13 protein-coding genes are annotated in these 13,761 nt (G+C 42.4%); 9 read left to right on the top strand and 4 right to left on the bottom strand.

Features of this window, described 5'->3' with window-relative positions; translation table 11 throughout:
• Positions 1-142: 142 nt before the first annotated feature.
• Positions 143-325, top strand: a complete 183-nt coding sequence (locus NYE65_RS06640; protein WP_264639326.1) for a YjcZ family sporulation protein — start codon at positions 143-145, stop codon at positions 323-325.
• A 61-nt stretch (positions 326-386) separates the two neighbouring features.
• Here NYE65_RS06640 and NYE65_RS06635 read toward each other — a convergent pair whose 3' ends face one another.
• Together NYE65_RS06635 and NYE65_RS06630 are read right to left on the bottom strand one after the other, a co-directional pair.
• Positions 387-1,229 (bottom strand): alpha/beta fold hydrolase, encoded by an 843-nt coding sequence (locus NYE65_RS06635; RefSeq protein ID WP_340860092.1) that lies wholly within the window; start codon positions 1,227-1,229, stop codon positions 387-389.
• A gap of 291 nt (positions 1,230-1,520) precedes the next feature.
• Positions 1,521-2,297, bottom strand: a complete 777-nt coding sequence (locus tag NYE65_RS06630) for a 3-hydroxybutyrate dehydrogenase (protein ID WP_340860091.1) — start codon at positions 2,295-2,297, stop codon at positions 1,521-1,523.
• 247 nt (positions 2,298-2,544) lie between these two features.
• On the opposite strand from NYE65_RS06630, the gene NYE65_RS06625 reads away from it, so the two are divergent.
• The 7 genes from NYE65_RS06625 to NYE65_RS06595 all read left to right on the top strand — a co-directional run bounded on the left by NYE65_RS06625 (position 2,545) and on the right by NYE65_RS06595 (position 10,982).
• Entirely contained in the window at positions 2,545-3,492 is a 948-nt protein-coding gene (locus NYE65_RS06625) for a 3-hydroxyacyl-CoA dehydrogenase family protein (protein WP_340860090.1), read from the top strand.
• Complete coding sequence (locus NYE65_RS06620; protein ID WP_340860088.1) at positions 3,489-4,664, top strand: acetyl-CoA C-acetyltransferase; 1,176 nt, start codon at positions 3,489-3,491, stop codon at positions 4,662-4,664. Before NYE65_RS06625 ends, NYE65_RS06620 begins: the two co-directional genes overlap by 4 nt.
• 64 nt (positions 4,665-4,728) lie before the next feature.
• Positions 4,729-6,399: a sigma-54 interaction domain-containing protein gene (locus NYE65_RS06615; protein ID WP_340860087.1), complete on the top strand. Its 1,671-nt coding sequence runs from the start codon at positions 4,729-4,731 to the stop codon at positions 6,397-6,399.
• A gap of 620 nt (positions 6,400-7,019) precedes the next feature.
• The gene (locus NYE65_RS06610; protein WP_340860085.1) at positions 7,020-8,405 is read left to right on the top strand and encodes a GntP family permease; all 1,386 of its coding nucleotides are present in this window, start codon (positions 7,020-7,022) and stop codon (positions 8,403-8,405) included.
• Positions 8,406-8,437: 32 nt separating this feature from the next.
• Positions 8,438-9,133, top strand: coding sequence for a CoA transferase subunit A (locus tag NYE65_RS06605; RefSeq protein WP_340860084.1), 696 nt, complete (start codon positions 8,438-8,440; stop codon positions 9,131-9,133).
• 16 nt (positions 9,134-9,149) lie between these two features.
• A complete protein-coding gene (locus NYE65_RS06600) occupies positions 9,150-9,797 on the top strand; it encodes a 3-oxoacid CoA-transferase subunit B (protein ID WP_057276918.1) in 648 nt (215 codons plus the stop codon).
• Between the two features lie 288 nt (positions 9,798-10,085).
• Complete coding sequence (locus tag NYE65_RS06595; RefSeq protein ID WP_340860082.1) at positions 10,086-10,982, top strand: M15 family metallopeptidase; 897 nt, start codon at positions 10,086-10,088, stop codon at positions 10,980-10,982.
• Between the two features lie 81 nt (positions 10,983-11,063).
• Here the strand turns inward: NYE65_RS06595 and NYE65_RS06590 are convergent, their stop codons facing one another.
• Positions 11,064-11,912, bottom strand: coding sequence for an HAD-IIB family hydrolase (locus NYE65_RS06590; RefSeq protein ID WP_340860080.1), 849 nt, complete (start codon positions 11,910-11,912; stop codon positions 11,064-11,066).
• Between the two features lie 138 nt (positions 11,913-12,050).
• Between NYE65_RS06590 and NYE65_RS06585 the strand changes: the two genes are divergently transcribed.
• Positions 12,051-13,040, top strand: coding sequence for a LacI family DNA-binding transcriptional regulator (locus tag NYE65_RS06585; protein ID WP_098866128.1), 990 nt, complete (start codon positions 12,051-12,053; stop codon positions 13,038-13,040).
• 220 nt (positions 13,041-13,260) lie between these two features.
• Here the strand turns inward: NYE65_RS06585 and NYE65_RS06580 are convergent, their stop codons facing one another.
• On the bottom strand, positions 13,261-13,746 hold the full coding sequence (locus NYE65_RS06580; protein ID WP_340860079.1) for a GNAT family N-acetyltransferase: 486 nt from the start codon (positions 13,744-13,746) through the stop codon (positions 13,261-13,263).
• Between the last annotated feature and the right edge of the window lie 15 nt (positions 13,747-13,761).

Raw genomic sequence — 13,761 nt, 5'->3', positions numbered from 1 at the left:
CGCTGATAAACTGTTGATTTTAGGTCGTGCGGGTGGTTGAAAAAAGTTTTTGGTGATTTTTGTGTCATTATCCTATTTAGAACATAAGTTGAATTAACCCATTTAATTTTTTCCTCCTAAAACAAATAAGGAGATGTTTCTATTGTCAAATTGCGGTCATGATTCAAATTGCGGTTGCGGTAACGATGTTGGTGGATTTGGTGGCGGTTTCGCTTTTATAGTCGTATTGTTTATCCTCTTAATCATCGTTGGAGCAGCTTGTTTCGGCGGAGATAGAGGTAACGATTGCTGTTATCCCGTTCAAGGATATGGCGGTTTCTGCTAACAAATGTATAAAGAAAAGCCGACCTTTATTGGTCGGCTTCCTTTATGCAAACTTATTTTAATTATCGCGAAGTAAGCTTTATGACTGATTCGATAATCATATCCCAGTCGTCACTATGAATTTCATGCCCTGATCCATCAAGTGTCATTAATTCAGCTTGAGGGATGGCTTTCGCAAGAGCAAGTCCGTGCTCGTATGGCAAGGCTGGATCTTCTGTACCGTGGATGATGAGGACAGGTACGGAAATCTCACCCATTCGATCGAAATATTCATCTCCTCCAGCAAGCATGGCATGATTGAATCTGCTCGGTAGCTGCTTGGCACGGTCTGCTTCTCTTTTTGCCAGTTTATGCATTCTTTCCTGCTCATAGGGTTTGGAACCGGCTAAAGTTTTCCATCCATCCGCAAGATAAGCGATGACCGTCTCCCGATTTGACCAATCAATGGAAGCGCTTTTTGCATGATGATCCAATATTCTCTGGTCCATTGGAGGCAGTTTTTCCATTACAGTCCCGAACACGCTTGAAGCAATTAGCATAAGCGTATTTACGCGTTCCGGATATCTTAAGGCAAGAATCTGTCCAATCATACCGCCTAGGGACATCCCAACGATAGAAGCACGTTCTATGGAATAAGCGTCCAGGACACCCGCGGCATCGTCAGCGAAATCCGTTATTGTATAGTTGGAGGTACCGGGTTCATAAACGGTAGACCGTCCCAGATCCCGATGGTCGTAGCGAATCACAAATCTCCCCGAATCGGCAAGGCGGAGACAGAAATCATCATCCCACCAATCTAATGAAGACATCGCTCCCATGATCAAAAGCACGGCAGGGTCCTTAGGGTTTCCAAAACTTTCAGTACATATATCGACTTTATTAATTTTCAGTATCTGTTCACTCATGTTTTTACCTCCGTATTAAATATTATCCAATAGCCGTTACGATGGCGCAGATCAATATATACTTTCCGGAGCATGATGATTGGCCTGCGCTCTGCATTATCGCAGTCTAACCCACTTAATAATCATGACGCGGCCTCCTTTTAATAGTTGTAAAATGGGAGGTATCCCTATATTACTTTAACATGGGGGATATCTTTTCGTCACCAAATTTTCCCACATTCCCCATGCAGAAAACCCCGAATACAGAGCACCTTTTTTGGTGCCATTTATTCGGGGTTTTTAACATGCATTTTATTGAGCGGTATATCCGCCATCTAATACGACTGCCTGGCCTGTGATGCCCCGAGCTTTGTCGCTTGCAAGGAAAATGGCGTAGTCGGCAATTTCACTTACATCGAGTAAGCGGTTTTGTGGGACAAGTGGAAAGATGACCTCTTCCAAAACGCTTTCTAACGGTACCTGTCTTGTTTTTGCCAGGTCCTCCAATTGACCGCGGACGAGAGGCGTGTCTACGTATCCTGGGCAAAGGGCATTGACGGTTATGCCAAAAGAGGCACTTTCCAGGGCGGCGACTTTCGTCAAGCCGATTACACCGTGTTTGGCACTATTGTATGCTGCTTTGTTGGCGAATCCAATCAGGCCGTTAATGGAAGAGATATTGATGATTCTGCCGAAGCCTTGTTCTTTCATGATTGGCAAAACGTTCTTAATTGAAATGAATGGCGCGGTCAGCATGATTTTGATCATCAGTTCGAATTTTTCAGTTGGAAACTCTTCAATTGGTGCAACATGCTGAAGGCCGGCGTTATTGATGAAAATATCGATTCGTCCATATTTGTCTTTAGCTTGTTTGATTAGTTGGATAATATCCTCTTCACTTGTTACGTCAGCTTTTAAGCCGATAACCTCCAAGCCGTTGTTCCTTAGGTCCAGAGCAGCTTTTTCAACTGTGTTTTGATCAAGGTCGGACAAAACGACCTTTGCACCATTTTCAGCAAATATCTTTCCGATCTCAAAGCCGATTCCTCGAGCAGATCCGGTAATTATCGCCACTTTATCTTTAACCATATTACATTCCTCCAATAAAAAATGTAATGGTCCAAGTCTGTCATTTTATGTCGTGAACAGGGAAGTATTCCGTAGAGTAAATATATATAGGGAAGGGTATAAAAATATGGTTTAGGTTAATGAGTAAGAGTCTATCATGATTTTCAAGATAAAAAAAGAATTTTATTTCCCCTTATCATTGGCATGGATATTGCATATATAAAAAGATGAGTAAATAAAGGTAATTGAAACGGAAAGGGGAAGCTGGATGATTAACAAAATAGCCATTATCGGTTCAGGTGTAATGGGTAGTGGGATCGCTCAGTCTTTTGCAGTTAGCGGGTATTTCGTCACCATTAACGATATAAAGGAAGAGCTGCTATACCATGCCCAAAATCGAATTTCTGAGAATCTATCACTGCTCATGGAAGAAGGGGCTTTGACTGATCGGGAAAAGCAAGGTGCATTAGCGAATATTACATACAGCGTGGACTTGGAAGGGGCAGTAAGGGATGCTGATTTTATCATTGAGGCGATTCCGGAAGTCATCGAGCTGAAATTAAATCTATATCAGCAACTGGAGGAAATAATCAAACCGGATGCCATTGTTGCTTCAAATACATCGACCTTTCCGATTTCCCAATTGATGGAGAAGGCCTCGTTTGCAGAGCGAATGGTCATCACGCATTTCTTTAATCCTGGCCATTTGGTTCCATTGGTTGAAATTGTTCAGCATGACGAAACGAAGCCGGAAATCGTCAAGACAACCATGGATTTAATGCGTAAAATCGGCAAGTCTCCGATTCTCTTGAAAAAAGAAATAGCGGGGTTCATTGCCAATCGTCTCCAGACTGCCTTGATGCGTGAAGCCTTTTATCTATTAAAAGAGGGCGTTGCCGATGCCGAGGATATCGATACTGCGATAACGGCTGGACCAGGTTTTCGCTGGGCATTTACCGGGCCGATCGAGATTGCCGATTTTGGCGGACTTGATACATGGCAGCGTGTTTTCGATAATGTTTCACCGGTATTGGACCAGAGTAAGGAAGCGCCTGATTTGATTCGTGATTTGGTGGCTGAGGGAAAGCTTGGGGCGAAGTCGGGAGAAGGCATTTTTACGTATGAAGAATCTACCGTTTCTCAGAAAATCAATGAGAGGGACCGTAATTTTATTAAACTGGGAAAATTAAAAATGGAGAAGGAGGAAGTATTATGAGAGAAGTGGTGATTGTAGGGGCAGCAAGAACACCGGTTGGTGCGTTTGGAGGCAGTCTTGCCAATGTTTCGGCGGTTGACTTGGGAGTCGTGGCAGCTAAGGAAGCGATTAAGCGGGCAAATATTTCGGCTGACATGATCGATGAGGTATTGGTTGGGAATATTCTATCTGCTGGATTAGGGCAAAATGTGGCACGTCAGGTTGCGATTCATGCAGGGATTCCGGAAACAACGCCGGCCATGGCCATTAATAAACTTTGCGGATCTGGCCTCCGTACGGTCATAATGGGAGCACAATTCATTGCCCTTGGTGATGCGGATGTGATTCTTGCCGGGGGGATTGAAAGCATGAGCAATGTTCCGTATTTACTTCCAAATTATCGTTTTGGACAGAAAATGGGCAATGCTGAAGCGGTCGATTCAATGACTTATGACGCCTTAACGGATGTTTTTAATCAATATCATATGGGCGTGACAGCGGAGAATATCGCCGAGCAGTGGGGGATCAGCCGTGAAAAGCAGGATGAATTTGCTTTAGAAAGCCAAATGAAGGCTGAAAAGGCGCAGCTTGAAGGACGATTTGCAGAGGAAATCGCACCTGTTGAATATAAACGCAGAGGAAAGACGATTTTGGTGGAACAAGATGAACACCCGCGTCATGGGCTGACGATCGACCAGCTAACGAAGCTGCGTCCTGCATTTAAGGAAAATGGAACGGTTACGGCAGGTAATGCCTCCGGAATCAATGATGGGGGTGCGATGTTAGTCCTGATGTCTAAAGAAAAAGCGGACGAGCTGGGACTGGAAGCATTAGCGTCAATCAAGTCATATGCAAACGCCGCGCTTGATCCGAAAATCATGGGATATGGTCCGGTTCCTGCGACAAGGAAAGCTTTGGAAAAAGCGGGATTGACAATAGATGATATTGAATTGATGGAAGTGAATGAAGCCTTTGCGGCACAGTCACTCGCCGTGCTTAAGGACCTTGAACTGAAGCCGGAGAAAGTGAATGTGAATGGCGGGGCGATTGCCCTGGGTCATCCGGTAGGCGCTTCCGGTGCCCGCATCTTGGTGACTTTATTGTATGAAATGAAGCGCCGGGATGCAAAAACCGGCCTTGCCACCTTATGTATCGGCGGCGGACAGGGAACTGCGCTTATTGTGGAACGGTAATGACTTGGCCTCATTTTCCTATGATATAATGGAGGAAACTTCAGACGGGTTAAGGAGAAGAGGAATGGCCAGCGATAATGAAACTATTCAATTGGAATTAGTGAAAGCGATATTGGAAGAATTGCCTTTTGGTGTTTTGGTAACGAAAAACGAAAAAGAAATCGTTCTATGCAATCGCGTATTATCCGAGGCTTTTGACGAGAATCAATTTGATCGGCAAATACATTTGATTTTAGAAAAAAACCTTGTACCAGCTGTAAATACTCCGATCCGATTGAATGAGAATAATGGGATTGTCAGAAAAGCCATCATTCAAATAGGTAATGAGGAGTATCAGATTTACCTCCTATTATTTACAAATAATAAAAGTGATTTTCTTAATATCGATAATCATGAAGAAATTCTGTTTAAGGATATTATCGAGTTTGCCTATGACGGCTTGGTGATGGTCGATACGGAAGGGTATGTCCAAATGCTGAGCCATGCTTATGCGGATTTTCTTGGGGTCGATCAGGAAAGCTCCATAGGGAAACATGTAACGGAGGTCATTGAAAACACCCGTATGCATGTGGTCGCCAAAACTGGCAAGCAAGAGGTCGCTGAATTACAAAGAATTAAAGATAATTATATAATTGCGACCCGTTCCCCGATAAGGAAACAAGGCAAGTTAATAGGGGCGGTCGGGAAGATTCTTTTTAAGAATGTCGGGCAATTCACCGCTCTTTCCAAGCGGATAAATTCACTTGAAGTAGAGCTGAAAAAGTACAAAGGCGATTTTCGCGAGAGAAATAAGGCCTCATATACGTTTGATCATTTGATGGGAAGAAGCCCCGCTTTCATGGAAGTGAAAGGTCAGGCCAAAATTGCCGCTAAAAGCGACTCGAATGTATTGATTTTGGGTGAAAGCGGAACAGGTAAGGAGCTGTTTGCCCATTCCATTCATAATGACAGCAGACGGGCCATGGGTGTGTTTGTCAAAGTGAACTGTGCCGCCATCCCGACGGAACTGCTGGAGTCAGAGCTATTTGGCTATGAAGAGGGATCCTTCACTGGTGCAAAAAAAGGCGGAAAAGCAGGTAAGTTCGAAGCGGCTGAAGGAGGAACGATTTTTCTGGATGAAATCGGTGAGCTGCCACTGCATATGCAGGTGAAGCTGCTCCGTGTTTTACAAGAGAAAGAGATTGAGAGGGTCGGTTCGACGGGAAGTATTCCGATTGATGTACGGGTAATCGCTGCAACAAACCGTAATCTGGAGGAAATGGTCTCGAAAGGGGAGTTCCGGCTTGATATGTATTACCGATTGAAGGTCCTGCAAATCCATGTTCCTTCCTTAAGGGAGCTACCGGAGGACATTGAAATACTGGTAAATCATCTTGTTGAAAAGTACCAGAATCTCATGAAGAAACGCGTAAGAGGGATGAGCGATCAAGCATTGCGCCTGCTTCGTCTTTATAAATGGCCGGGGAATATTCGTGAGTTGGAGAATATCATTGAACGCGCAATGAATATAGTTGAAGAAGGGGAAATGATACGTTCCAAGCATCTCCCTAAAGAAATAACGGGTCATAAAGAAGCCGTCTCGATCCGCACCTTGGCTGAAGTAATGGATGAAACCGAACGGGCGGCGATCGTTTCCTGTTTGGAAATGACTTCCGGCAATAAATCAGAAACGGCAAAGAGACTCGGAGTGAGCCGAACAACACTGTATGAAAAAATGAATAAATATGGTTTATGATTGAAGAAAGGACCCTTTTGCCAAAGGGTTCAGACTGCAGGCAAATTCGAAGGAAATCGAGTTTGCCTGCAGTTTTTTTATTTTAAAAACGTGCAAGGTGCTTTCAGAAGTCCGCTCCCTTTCCGCCGAATGTAAGCGAATGCCTGAAGTCCCCTCCTCTAGCTTTTACTAGCAAATATTTGCGTGTGTTAGGAAATCCGTACATAAAACGAAAGGAAATTTAAAAGTTGTAAGAAAAGTCTTACACTTTTTTGGAGTTTATCTTTGTATGTACTGAAACCTTTACAGTTTTAAGTGATTTTAGGGAAGGAAATGTTTGAAAAAGCTTTAAAAGATGAGATTTTTCCTTGTATTTAAGTTGGCACAATAATTGCATAATTACTTTAGTGAATGGCCCATCTGTCATTTTATATTGTGTTTCCACGTAAAATGAAAAGGGATTATTGAAAGCGTTCTCAATGCTTAGGGGATATTTAGGGGGATCATTCAGCTTGACTTGGGGAAGGCAGGCTTGAATGGTAAAAGCGGAAAAATTAAAAATATGGAATTTAGGAGATTGCTAGTCCTATTTAACGGCTTCCGGATTATTTTGGGGCAAGGGGAGAAAAGGGGGAATTGAATTGGTGATTCAAATTTTAGCCATTGTGGTGGCACTGGGACTTTTAATCTTTTTAGCCTACCGGGGCTATCCGGTCATTATCATAGCGCCGATTGTTACTTTATTGGCGGTCATTTTATCCGGCGGACATTTGCTGCCGAGTTATACAGAGACATATATGACGTTTGCGGCTAACTATATAAAAGCGTTCTTTCCGATATTTTTATTAGGGGCCGTATTTGGAAAAGTCATGGAGATGAGCGGTGCAGCTGCATCCATTGCCAAGACCATCGTAAAATCACTAGGCTCCAAGCAGGCCATTCTTGCTGTAGTGCTGGCGTGCTCGGCGCTGACATATGGCGGGGTTTCATTGTTTGTAGTGGCATTCGCCGTTTATCCATTTGCAGCGGCAATTTTTAAAGAAGCAGACATTCCAAAAAGATTATTGCCGGGCACGATAGCATTGGGCGCCTTCACATATACGATGGATGCCCTTCCTGGAACACCTCAGATTCAAAATATCATTCCAACGAATTATTTCGGAACAGATACGTATGCAGCTCCAATCATGGGGATTATTGGCGCGATCATGGTATTCACTGGAGGAATGATCTGGTTAGAGCGTCGCCGTAAACAAGCGGCGGCAAATGGTGAAGGCTACGGGGAAGGACATATCAATGAGCCAGAAAGTGCAGAACAGCAAAACCTGCCTAACTTTTGGCTGTCCATCGTACCTCTCATCCTTGTCGTAGCGTTTAATTTTGCTTTCAGCCGCAGTGCCATTACGGTTAAGCATTGGTATGATGCTTCGATGTTGAAGGAAACTTTCAACATTGCCGATGTAAGCACAGTCACTTCATCCTGGTCTTTGATTGTTGCCTTGGCAATCGGCATCATTGCAGCGATGCTTCTGAATGTTGGACGCATCAAGGTCAAATTGGCTAGTGGATTAACAGCTGCGGCAATGGGATCATTGCTTGCCATATTCAATACTGCATCCGAAGTTGGCTTTGGGAATGTGGTGAAAACACTTCCTGGATTCTCGGTCATTCAAAACTGGGTGTTCAATGCAAGCGGTAATCCGCTCGTATCCGAAGCCATTGCCGTCAATGTGCTGGCAGGGATTACCGGATCCGCATCAGGTGGACTTTCGATTGCGCTAGAAGTGATGGGAAGTCACTATTTGCAGGTGGCCCAAAGTGTCGGAATCACCCCGGAAATGCTTCATCGAATAGCATCCATGGCATCCGGCGGAATGGATACGCTGCCGCATAATGGTGCCGTCATTACCTTGCTTGCCATTACTGGACTGACACATCGTCAATCTTACAAGGATATTTTTGCGATTACGATTTTGAAAACAGTGACCGTGTTCATCATAGCTTTTGCAACATCACTGTTTATTTAATAGAATAGTATTAAGAATGGAGATGATGGAAAATGAGTAAATTATTAACATCTATTGATAGCGCTATTCAACAAATCGAGGATGGAGCGACCATTATCGTAGGCGGGTTCGGATTAAGCGGAATACCAGAGAAACTAATCATTGCTTTGCGTAACAAAGGTGTAAAGGATTTGACGATTGTCAGCAACAATTGCGGTGTCGATGACTGGGGTCTGGGTCTATTGCTGGAAAATAAACAAATCAAAAAAATGATCGCTTCTTATGTTGGGGAAAATAAGTTATTTGAACAGCAATTTTTAAGTGGCGAGCTGGAGGTCGAACTAGTTCCCCAAGGAACGCTGGCCGAGCGTTTAAGAGCGGGCGGAGCGGGAATTCCTGCCTTTTATACAGCTACAGGGGTAGGGACGGAAGTCGCAAAAGGTAAAGAACATAAAGAGTTTGATGGCCGCACATACATTATGGAAAAAGGAATAGTGGGGGATTTTGCCTTTGTAAAAGCCTGGAAAGCAGATCATTTCGGTAATCTTGTATATCGGAAAACGGCAAGGAATTTTAACCCTGTCGTTGCCACCGCAGGGAAAGTCACGCTTGTCGAAGTGGAGGAGCTTGTGGGCACAGGGGAGCTCGATCCAGATGAAATTCATACTTCAGGGGTTTATGTACAAAAAGTGCTTGTAGGAAATGACTATGAAAAACGAATTGAAAGACTTACAACTGCTAACGCATAAAAAGGAGGAGTATCGAATGACTAGACAACTAATTTTAGAACGGGCCGTTAAAGAAATCAAAGATGGGATGTGTGTGAATTTAGGGATTGGAATGCCGACCTTGATCGCCAACATGATTCCAAATGACTTTAATGTCATGCTTCAATCGGAAAATGGCTTACTCGGAATCGGGCCTTATCCCCAAAAGGATGAAGTTGATCCGGATTTGATCAATGCAGGAAAAGAAACGGTAACGGCAAAAGCGGGGGCATCATTTTTTGATAGCGCTGAATCATTCGCAATGATTCGCGGCGGCCATATCGATCTAGCCATTTTAGGCGGGATGGAAGTTTCCGAGAATGGGGACTTGGCAAACTGGATGATTCCAGGGAAGATGGTAAAAGGAATGGGAGGAGCGATGGACCTCGTCCAAGGCGCAAAACGAATTGTCGTCATCATGGACCATGTGAACAAGCATGGGGAATCCAAAGTGAAAAAAAGCTGTACATTGCCATTGACGGGAGAAAAAGTCGTCCATTGCCTGATTACCGAACTGGCCGTTTTTCAATTTACAGACGCTGGCATGGAATTGATTGAATTGCAAAATGGCGTAACACTTGATGAAGTGAAAAGTAAAACAGAGGCTGACTTTACAATAAGCCCCTCTATTGAAATCAAAGCGTAAGGTTAAGAGATTAATAAAATAATACATGATTAGACGGCTTTCATTCGCAAACGGGCGAGCGGAAGCCGTCTAATTTTTTGGGGGAAATTCCCTTTCTATTAATGAAGGAACGACAGGCCTTTTCACCTCAGTTATCAATACTTGGCAGACAGCCGGCGGAAAGGGAGCGGATAAATAACATATCACTTCTATTCTCTAATAAATGAGAACAAACTTTTCCAACTCTGCTACTTTTCCGTTAAAAAGGCTTATATAAACTTTGATGGGAACTTAAAAGGAGGGATTACAGTGAAAGTAGGATTACGGACATTATTGGAGCGGTCAGTGAAAAAGATGGGCAAAGGGATGAATCCTGTTGTGAAGGCAGCAGCATTGGAAATGGTGGAACGTGCTTATAATGAAGGAATCACTGTACAGATAAGTACAGGTTACCGCTCTTTGGAAGAGCAAGCCAACCTTTTTGGTCAAGGACGAGTTTACAGCTACAAAGGAAAAAACTATAGTAATCTAGCTAAACCGATTGTGACGAACGCTAAGCCTGGGCAATCCTATCATAATTATGGACTGGCTATTGACTTCTTCATTGTGAGTGATGATGGCAGGAGAGCGATATGGACAGTTAATTCAAAATGGCAGCGAGTGGCTGCCATAGGTAAGGGGTTAGGATTTAAATGGGGCGGGGATTGGAGTTCATTCAAGGATTACCCCCACTTGGAGATGACAGGCGGGTTATCTTATACACAGTTACAAGCAGGAAAAGAACCTCATATTACTTCTCCAAAGACCAGCAAAGGAGATGGGCATATAATTTCCATACAAAAAACGATAAATAGCCGATATAAAACGTCTATTGCCGTAGATGGCGTTTATGGTCCCAAAACCCGATCGTCCCTTATAATAGGTTTACAAACGGAATTGAATAAGCAATTCAATAAAAAGCTTGTTGTCGATGGAAAATGGGGGCCTAAAACGAAGAATGCTACCGTCACAATAAAAAAAGGGGCTAGCTGCAATATCACATGGATTCTACAAGCAGCGTTATATATGAAAGGATTTAACCCCGGTACTCTTGACGGAGAATTCGGGGAAAAAACCGAGGCGGCATTATCCAAATACCAGAAAGCAAGCAGGATTTCCGCTGATAAGCTTGCAGGCAAAGTAACATGGAATGAATTGTTTGCTTGATGGAAAATCCATACCGTTAGCAGAAAGTAAAGCTGTGCAAGAGCGCATCAACTACCTTGTCCTCATTACTTAAACTTCCACTCAAATAGTAATGATGGATTGCAAAGTTCTTAATATTCCTTTGGAGTACGTACCTGTCGTTATTTTAGTATGAGCTTCCTTTGCTTCTTGAGTTGCATTCCCAACAAGGTAACCATGTTTAACACTTTTTAACATGAGCAAATCATTGCCGCTATCCCCGAAAGCAAAGGCATGCTCCCGACTCAGCCCGAATTTGTCTAGCATAAAACGGACAATCTCATTTTTTCCAGTGCCTAATGGAATGAAGTCTATATCATAACTATCTTCAGGATCGCCGGCAAGGGGATTGCAACGATTGATATTTATCCCTATCCCATACTCTTTGGCCACCCTCTGGATGGTAGCTAAATTCTTCTTGTCGACGGATTCCTGTTGTATTTGATAATAATAATTTCTTTTGTAGCGTGAACTTCCCATTTGAGTTTGAGGAATCAATGGTATATTGCCATTAAGTAGAATATTATAAATTTCATCGACTTTCCCCTTATTAAATTCTTCGATATTAATCTGCGAATGCCAATCTGGATCACTTTCCAAAAAGTTATTTTCCGAGAAATAGGTGATTTCGGTACCTAAGTCGCTGGCAATAAAATGTGGGAAAAACCTGAATCCACCTTGTTCCATTTTATGTAATATTGATTCGATACTACTCCCGGTGACCCAGCCAAAGACAAGTTCTTCATCCATGCTTTTTGCTTCTAAGTAATTTTCAAGCTCATATAAATCTTCCTGTCTCTCGTGACTCATGTAATGAGGATAATAGGTCTCATCGAAATCACAGAATACAATGTATTTTGGGTCTTCAACCTTTGGCAATAACTGAAACCCGCCCTTTTTATTCAAAAACATAACAATCCCTCCATTCGCTAAAAATATAACTTTTTAAAAATACAACTCAGATAAATTTTGTTAATATATTAGGAACGGTTTAATCATAACTTCTGAAATCGATAACATGTCAACCACATATTACAAGGATGGGATTAAATGACGAGAATTAGCGAGATAGCCAAGATATGTAATGTCTCTAAAACAACGGTATCCAGAGTCTTAAATAATCATCCATATGTATCGAAAGAAAAGAGGGAACAAATCTTAAAGGTCATGGAAGAGCTTGATTATGCACCAAGTTCACTAGCCCGGAATTTTAGGACAAATAAAACCCAAACCATTGCAATATCAGTCCCAAGTTTCGATCATCCATTCTTTGCCCAATTGGTTAAAGGAGTATCTCTAGCAGCATTGGAAAATGATTATAAAGTTCTTATTTTTCAAACCTTTTATGATGCGAAAAACGAATTGGATGTTATGGGGAAATTAAAGAATAGAGAAGTAGATGGGGTTATTTTAGGAGCGTTAGAAAATGAATGGAATGCAATCAAGCCTTATTTGAAATACGGCCCGATTTTACTGTGTAATGAATACCATCATTCCGCTTCTATACCGATTATTGGGTATGACGAATTCGAAGCGACATACAAAGCGGTTAATCATTTAATAGAAAAAGGCCATAGGAAAATAGGTTTTTGTTACGATACTTCTTATAGTCAGGCTCAGGGTCAAAGAAAAGAAGGATTTATAAAAGCGTTAGCGGATAATAATTTACTACATAATGACGATTGGATATTTGGACATGGATTTAATATTGAAGATGGATTCCGTATTTGTGATGAAATAGTAAAATTAAAAGAAAAACCTACTGCCTTATTTACTGGAAATGACCAGGTAGCAGCAGGAATTATTAAAAAGGCAACTGTGTTGGGCTACAAAATACCGGAATGCCTAGCCATAGTTGGTTATGATAATCAATCTATTTGCCAAGTCACAACCCCCACCATAACCACAATCGATATACCGATTATGGAACTGGGACAACGCACTGTAATAGAATTGATAAAATATTTAAATGAAGATTTGAAATTAAAGCGCGACATTATTAAATTGCCTACAGAACTTAAAATCAGAGAATCAACCTAACCTTCATAAAGATATAAAAGCTCCTTATTCAGTACAGTATCCTTTCAGACAAATACTAAAGAAATTCTAAGGGATGTAATCGGCGCTACCCCGGGAATAATCTGACCAACCCCCAGAATAATTCGACTTTCCCGGGAAATAATTCACCTAAACCCAACATAATTCGACTTAACACGGCATGATCCTTCCTATACACAAATTCGCTATTCATCTAAAGTATTCATTCTAGTTCCAGGCACCAATCATTGCAACGCATAAAGCTCCCTGGCGGGTATTCGAATTCACATTCGGAGATGAGATTGAAGCCGAGCTTGCGGCAAATTGCGTTTGATGCAGGATTAGTGATCGAAGGGAATGCGTGAATGTATTTGTAATTTCGTTCGGCTTTGATTTTCTCTATCAGTGCCTTCACGGCATGGGATGCAATCCCTTTTCCCTGAAATGAAGGGAGGACGCTCCAACCGATTTCGTACACATTTTCATCGTTCCACACTTTTTGCCAGTAGCCAACGGAACCGGCTGCCTTTGCCTCTGGAAACGGGATGATGCTAAACATGCATCCCTTATCACCAATCTGTAGATACCGCTGATGACGCTTCAGGATTTGTTCAATACTTTCTGGTCCGCCAAGATGTTCCATCATTTCTGGGGCATTTAGTTGAAATAGTAATGGAAGGTCTTTATCTTCCCACGGTTTAATTTCCAATCTAGTTTCCGAAAT

The organism is Peribacillus sp. FSL R5-0717, assembly GCF_038002945.1.
GTDB lineage: Bacteria > Bacillota > Bacilli > Bacillales > DSM-1321 > Peribacillus > Peribacillus frigoritolerans.
This window is presented reverse-complemented; position numbering and strand designations above follow the sequence as displayed.

What these genes read in the sequence shown, in the direction of transcription:
- NYE65_RS06635 (WP_340860092.1), bottom strand. Translation starts at nt 1,229, where the DNA reads ATGAGTGAACAGATACTGAAAATTAATAAAGTCGATATATGTACTGAA.
- NYE65_RS06630 (WP_340860091.1), bottom strand. Translation starts at nt 2,297, where the DNA reads ATGGTTAAAGATAAAGTGGCGATAATTACCGGATCTGCTCGAGGAATC.
- NYE65_RS06625 (WP_340860090.1), top strand. Translation starts at nt 2,545, where the DNA reads ATGATTAACAAAATAGCCATTATCGGTTCAGGTGTAATGGGTAGTGGG.
- NYE65_RS06620 (WP_340860088.1), top strand. Translation starts at nt 3,489, where the DNA reads ATGAGAGAAGTGGTGATTGTAGGGGCAGCAAGAACACCGGTTGGTGCG.
- NYE65_RS06615 (WP_340860087.1), top strand. Translation starts at nt 4,729, where the DNA reads ATGGCCAGCGATAATGAAACTATTCAATTGGAATTAGTGAAAGCGATA.
- NYE65_RS06605 (WP_340860084.1), top strand. Translation starts at nt 8,438, where the DNA reads ATGAGTAAATTATTAACATCTATTGATAGCGCTATTCAACAAATCGAG.
- NYE65_RS06600 (WP_057276918.1), top strand. Translation starts at nt 9,150, where the DNA reads ATGACTAGACAACTAATTTTAGAACGGGCCGTTAAAGAAATCAAAGAT.
- NYE65_RS06590 (WP_340860080.1), bottom strand. Translation starts at nt 11,912, where the DNA reads ATGTTTTTGAATAAAAAGGGCGGGTTTCAGTTATTGCCAAAGGTTGAA.
- NYE65_RS06585 (WP_098866128.1), top strand. Translation starts at nt 12,051, where the DNA reads ATGACGAGAATTAGCGAGATAGCCAAGATATGTAATGTCTCTAAAACA.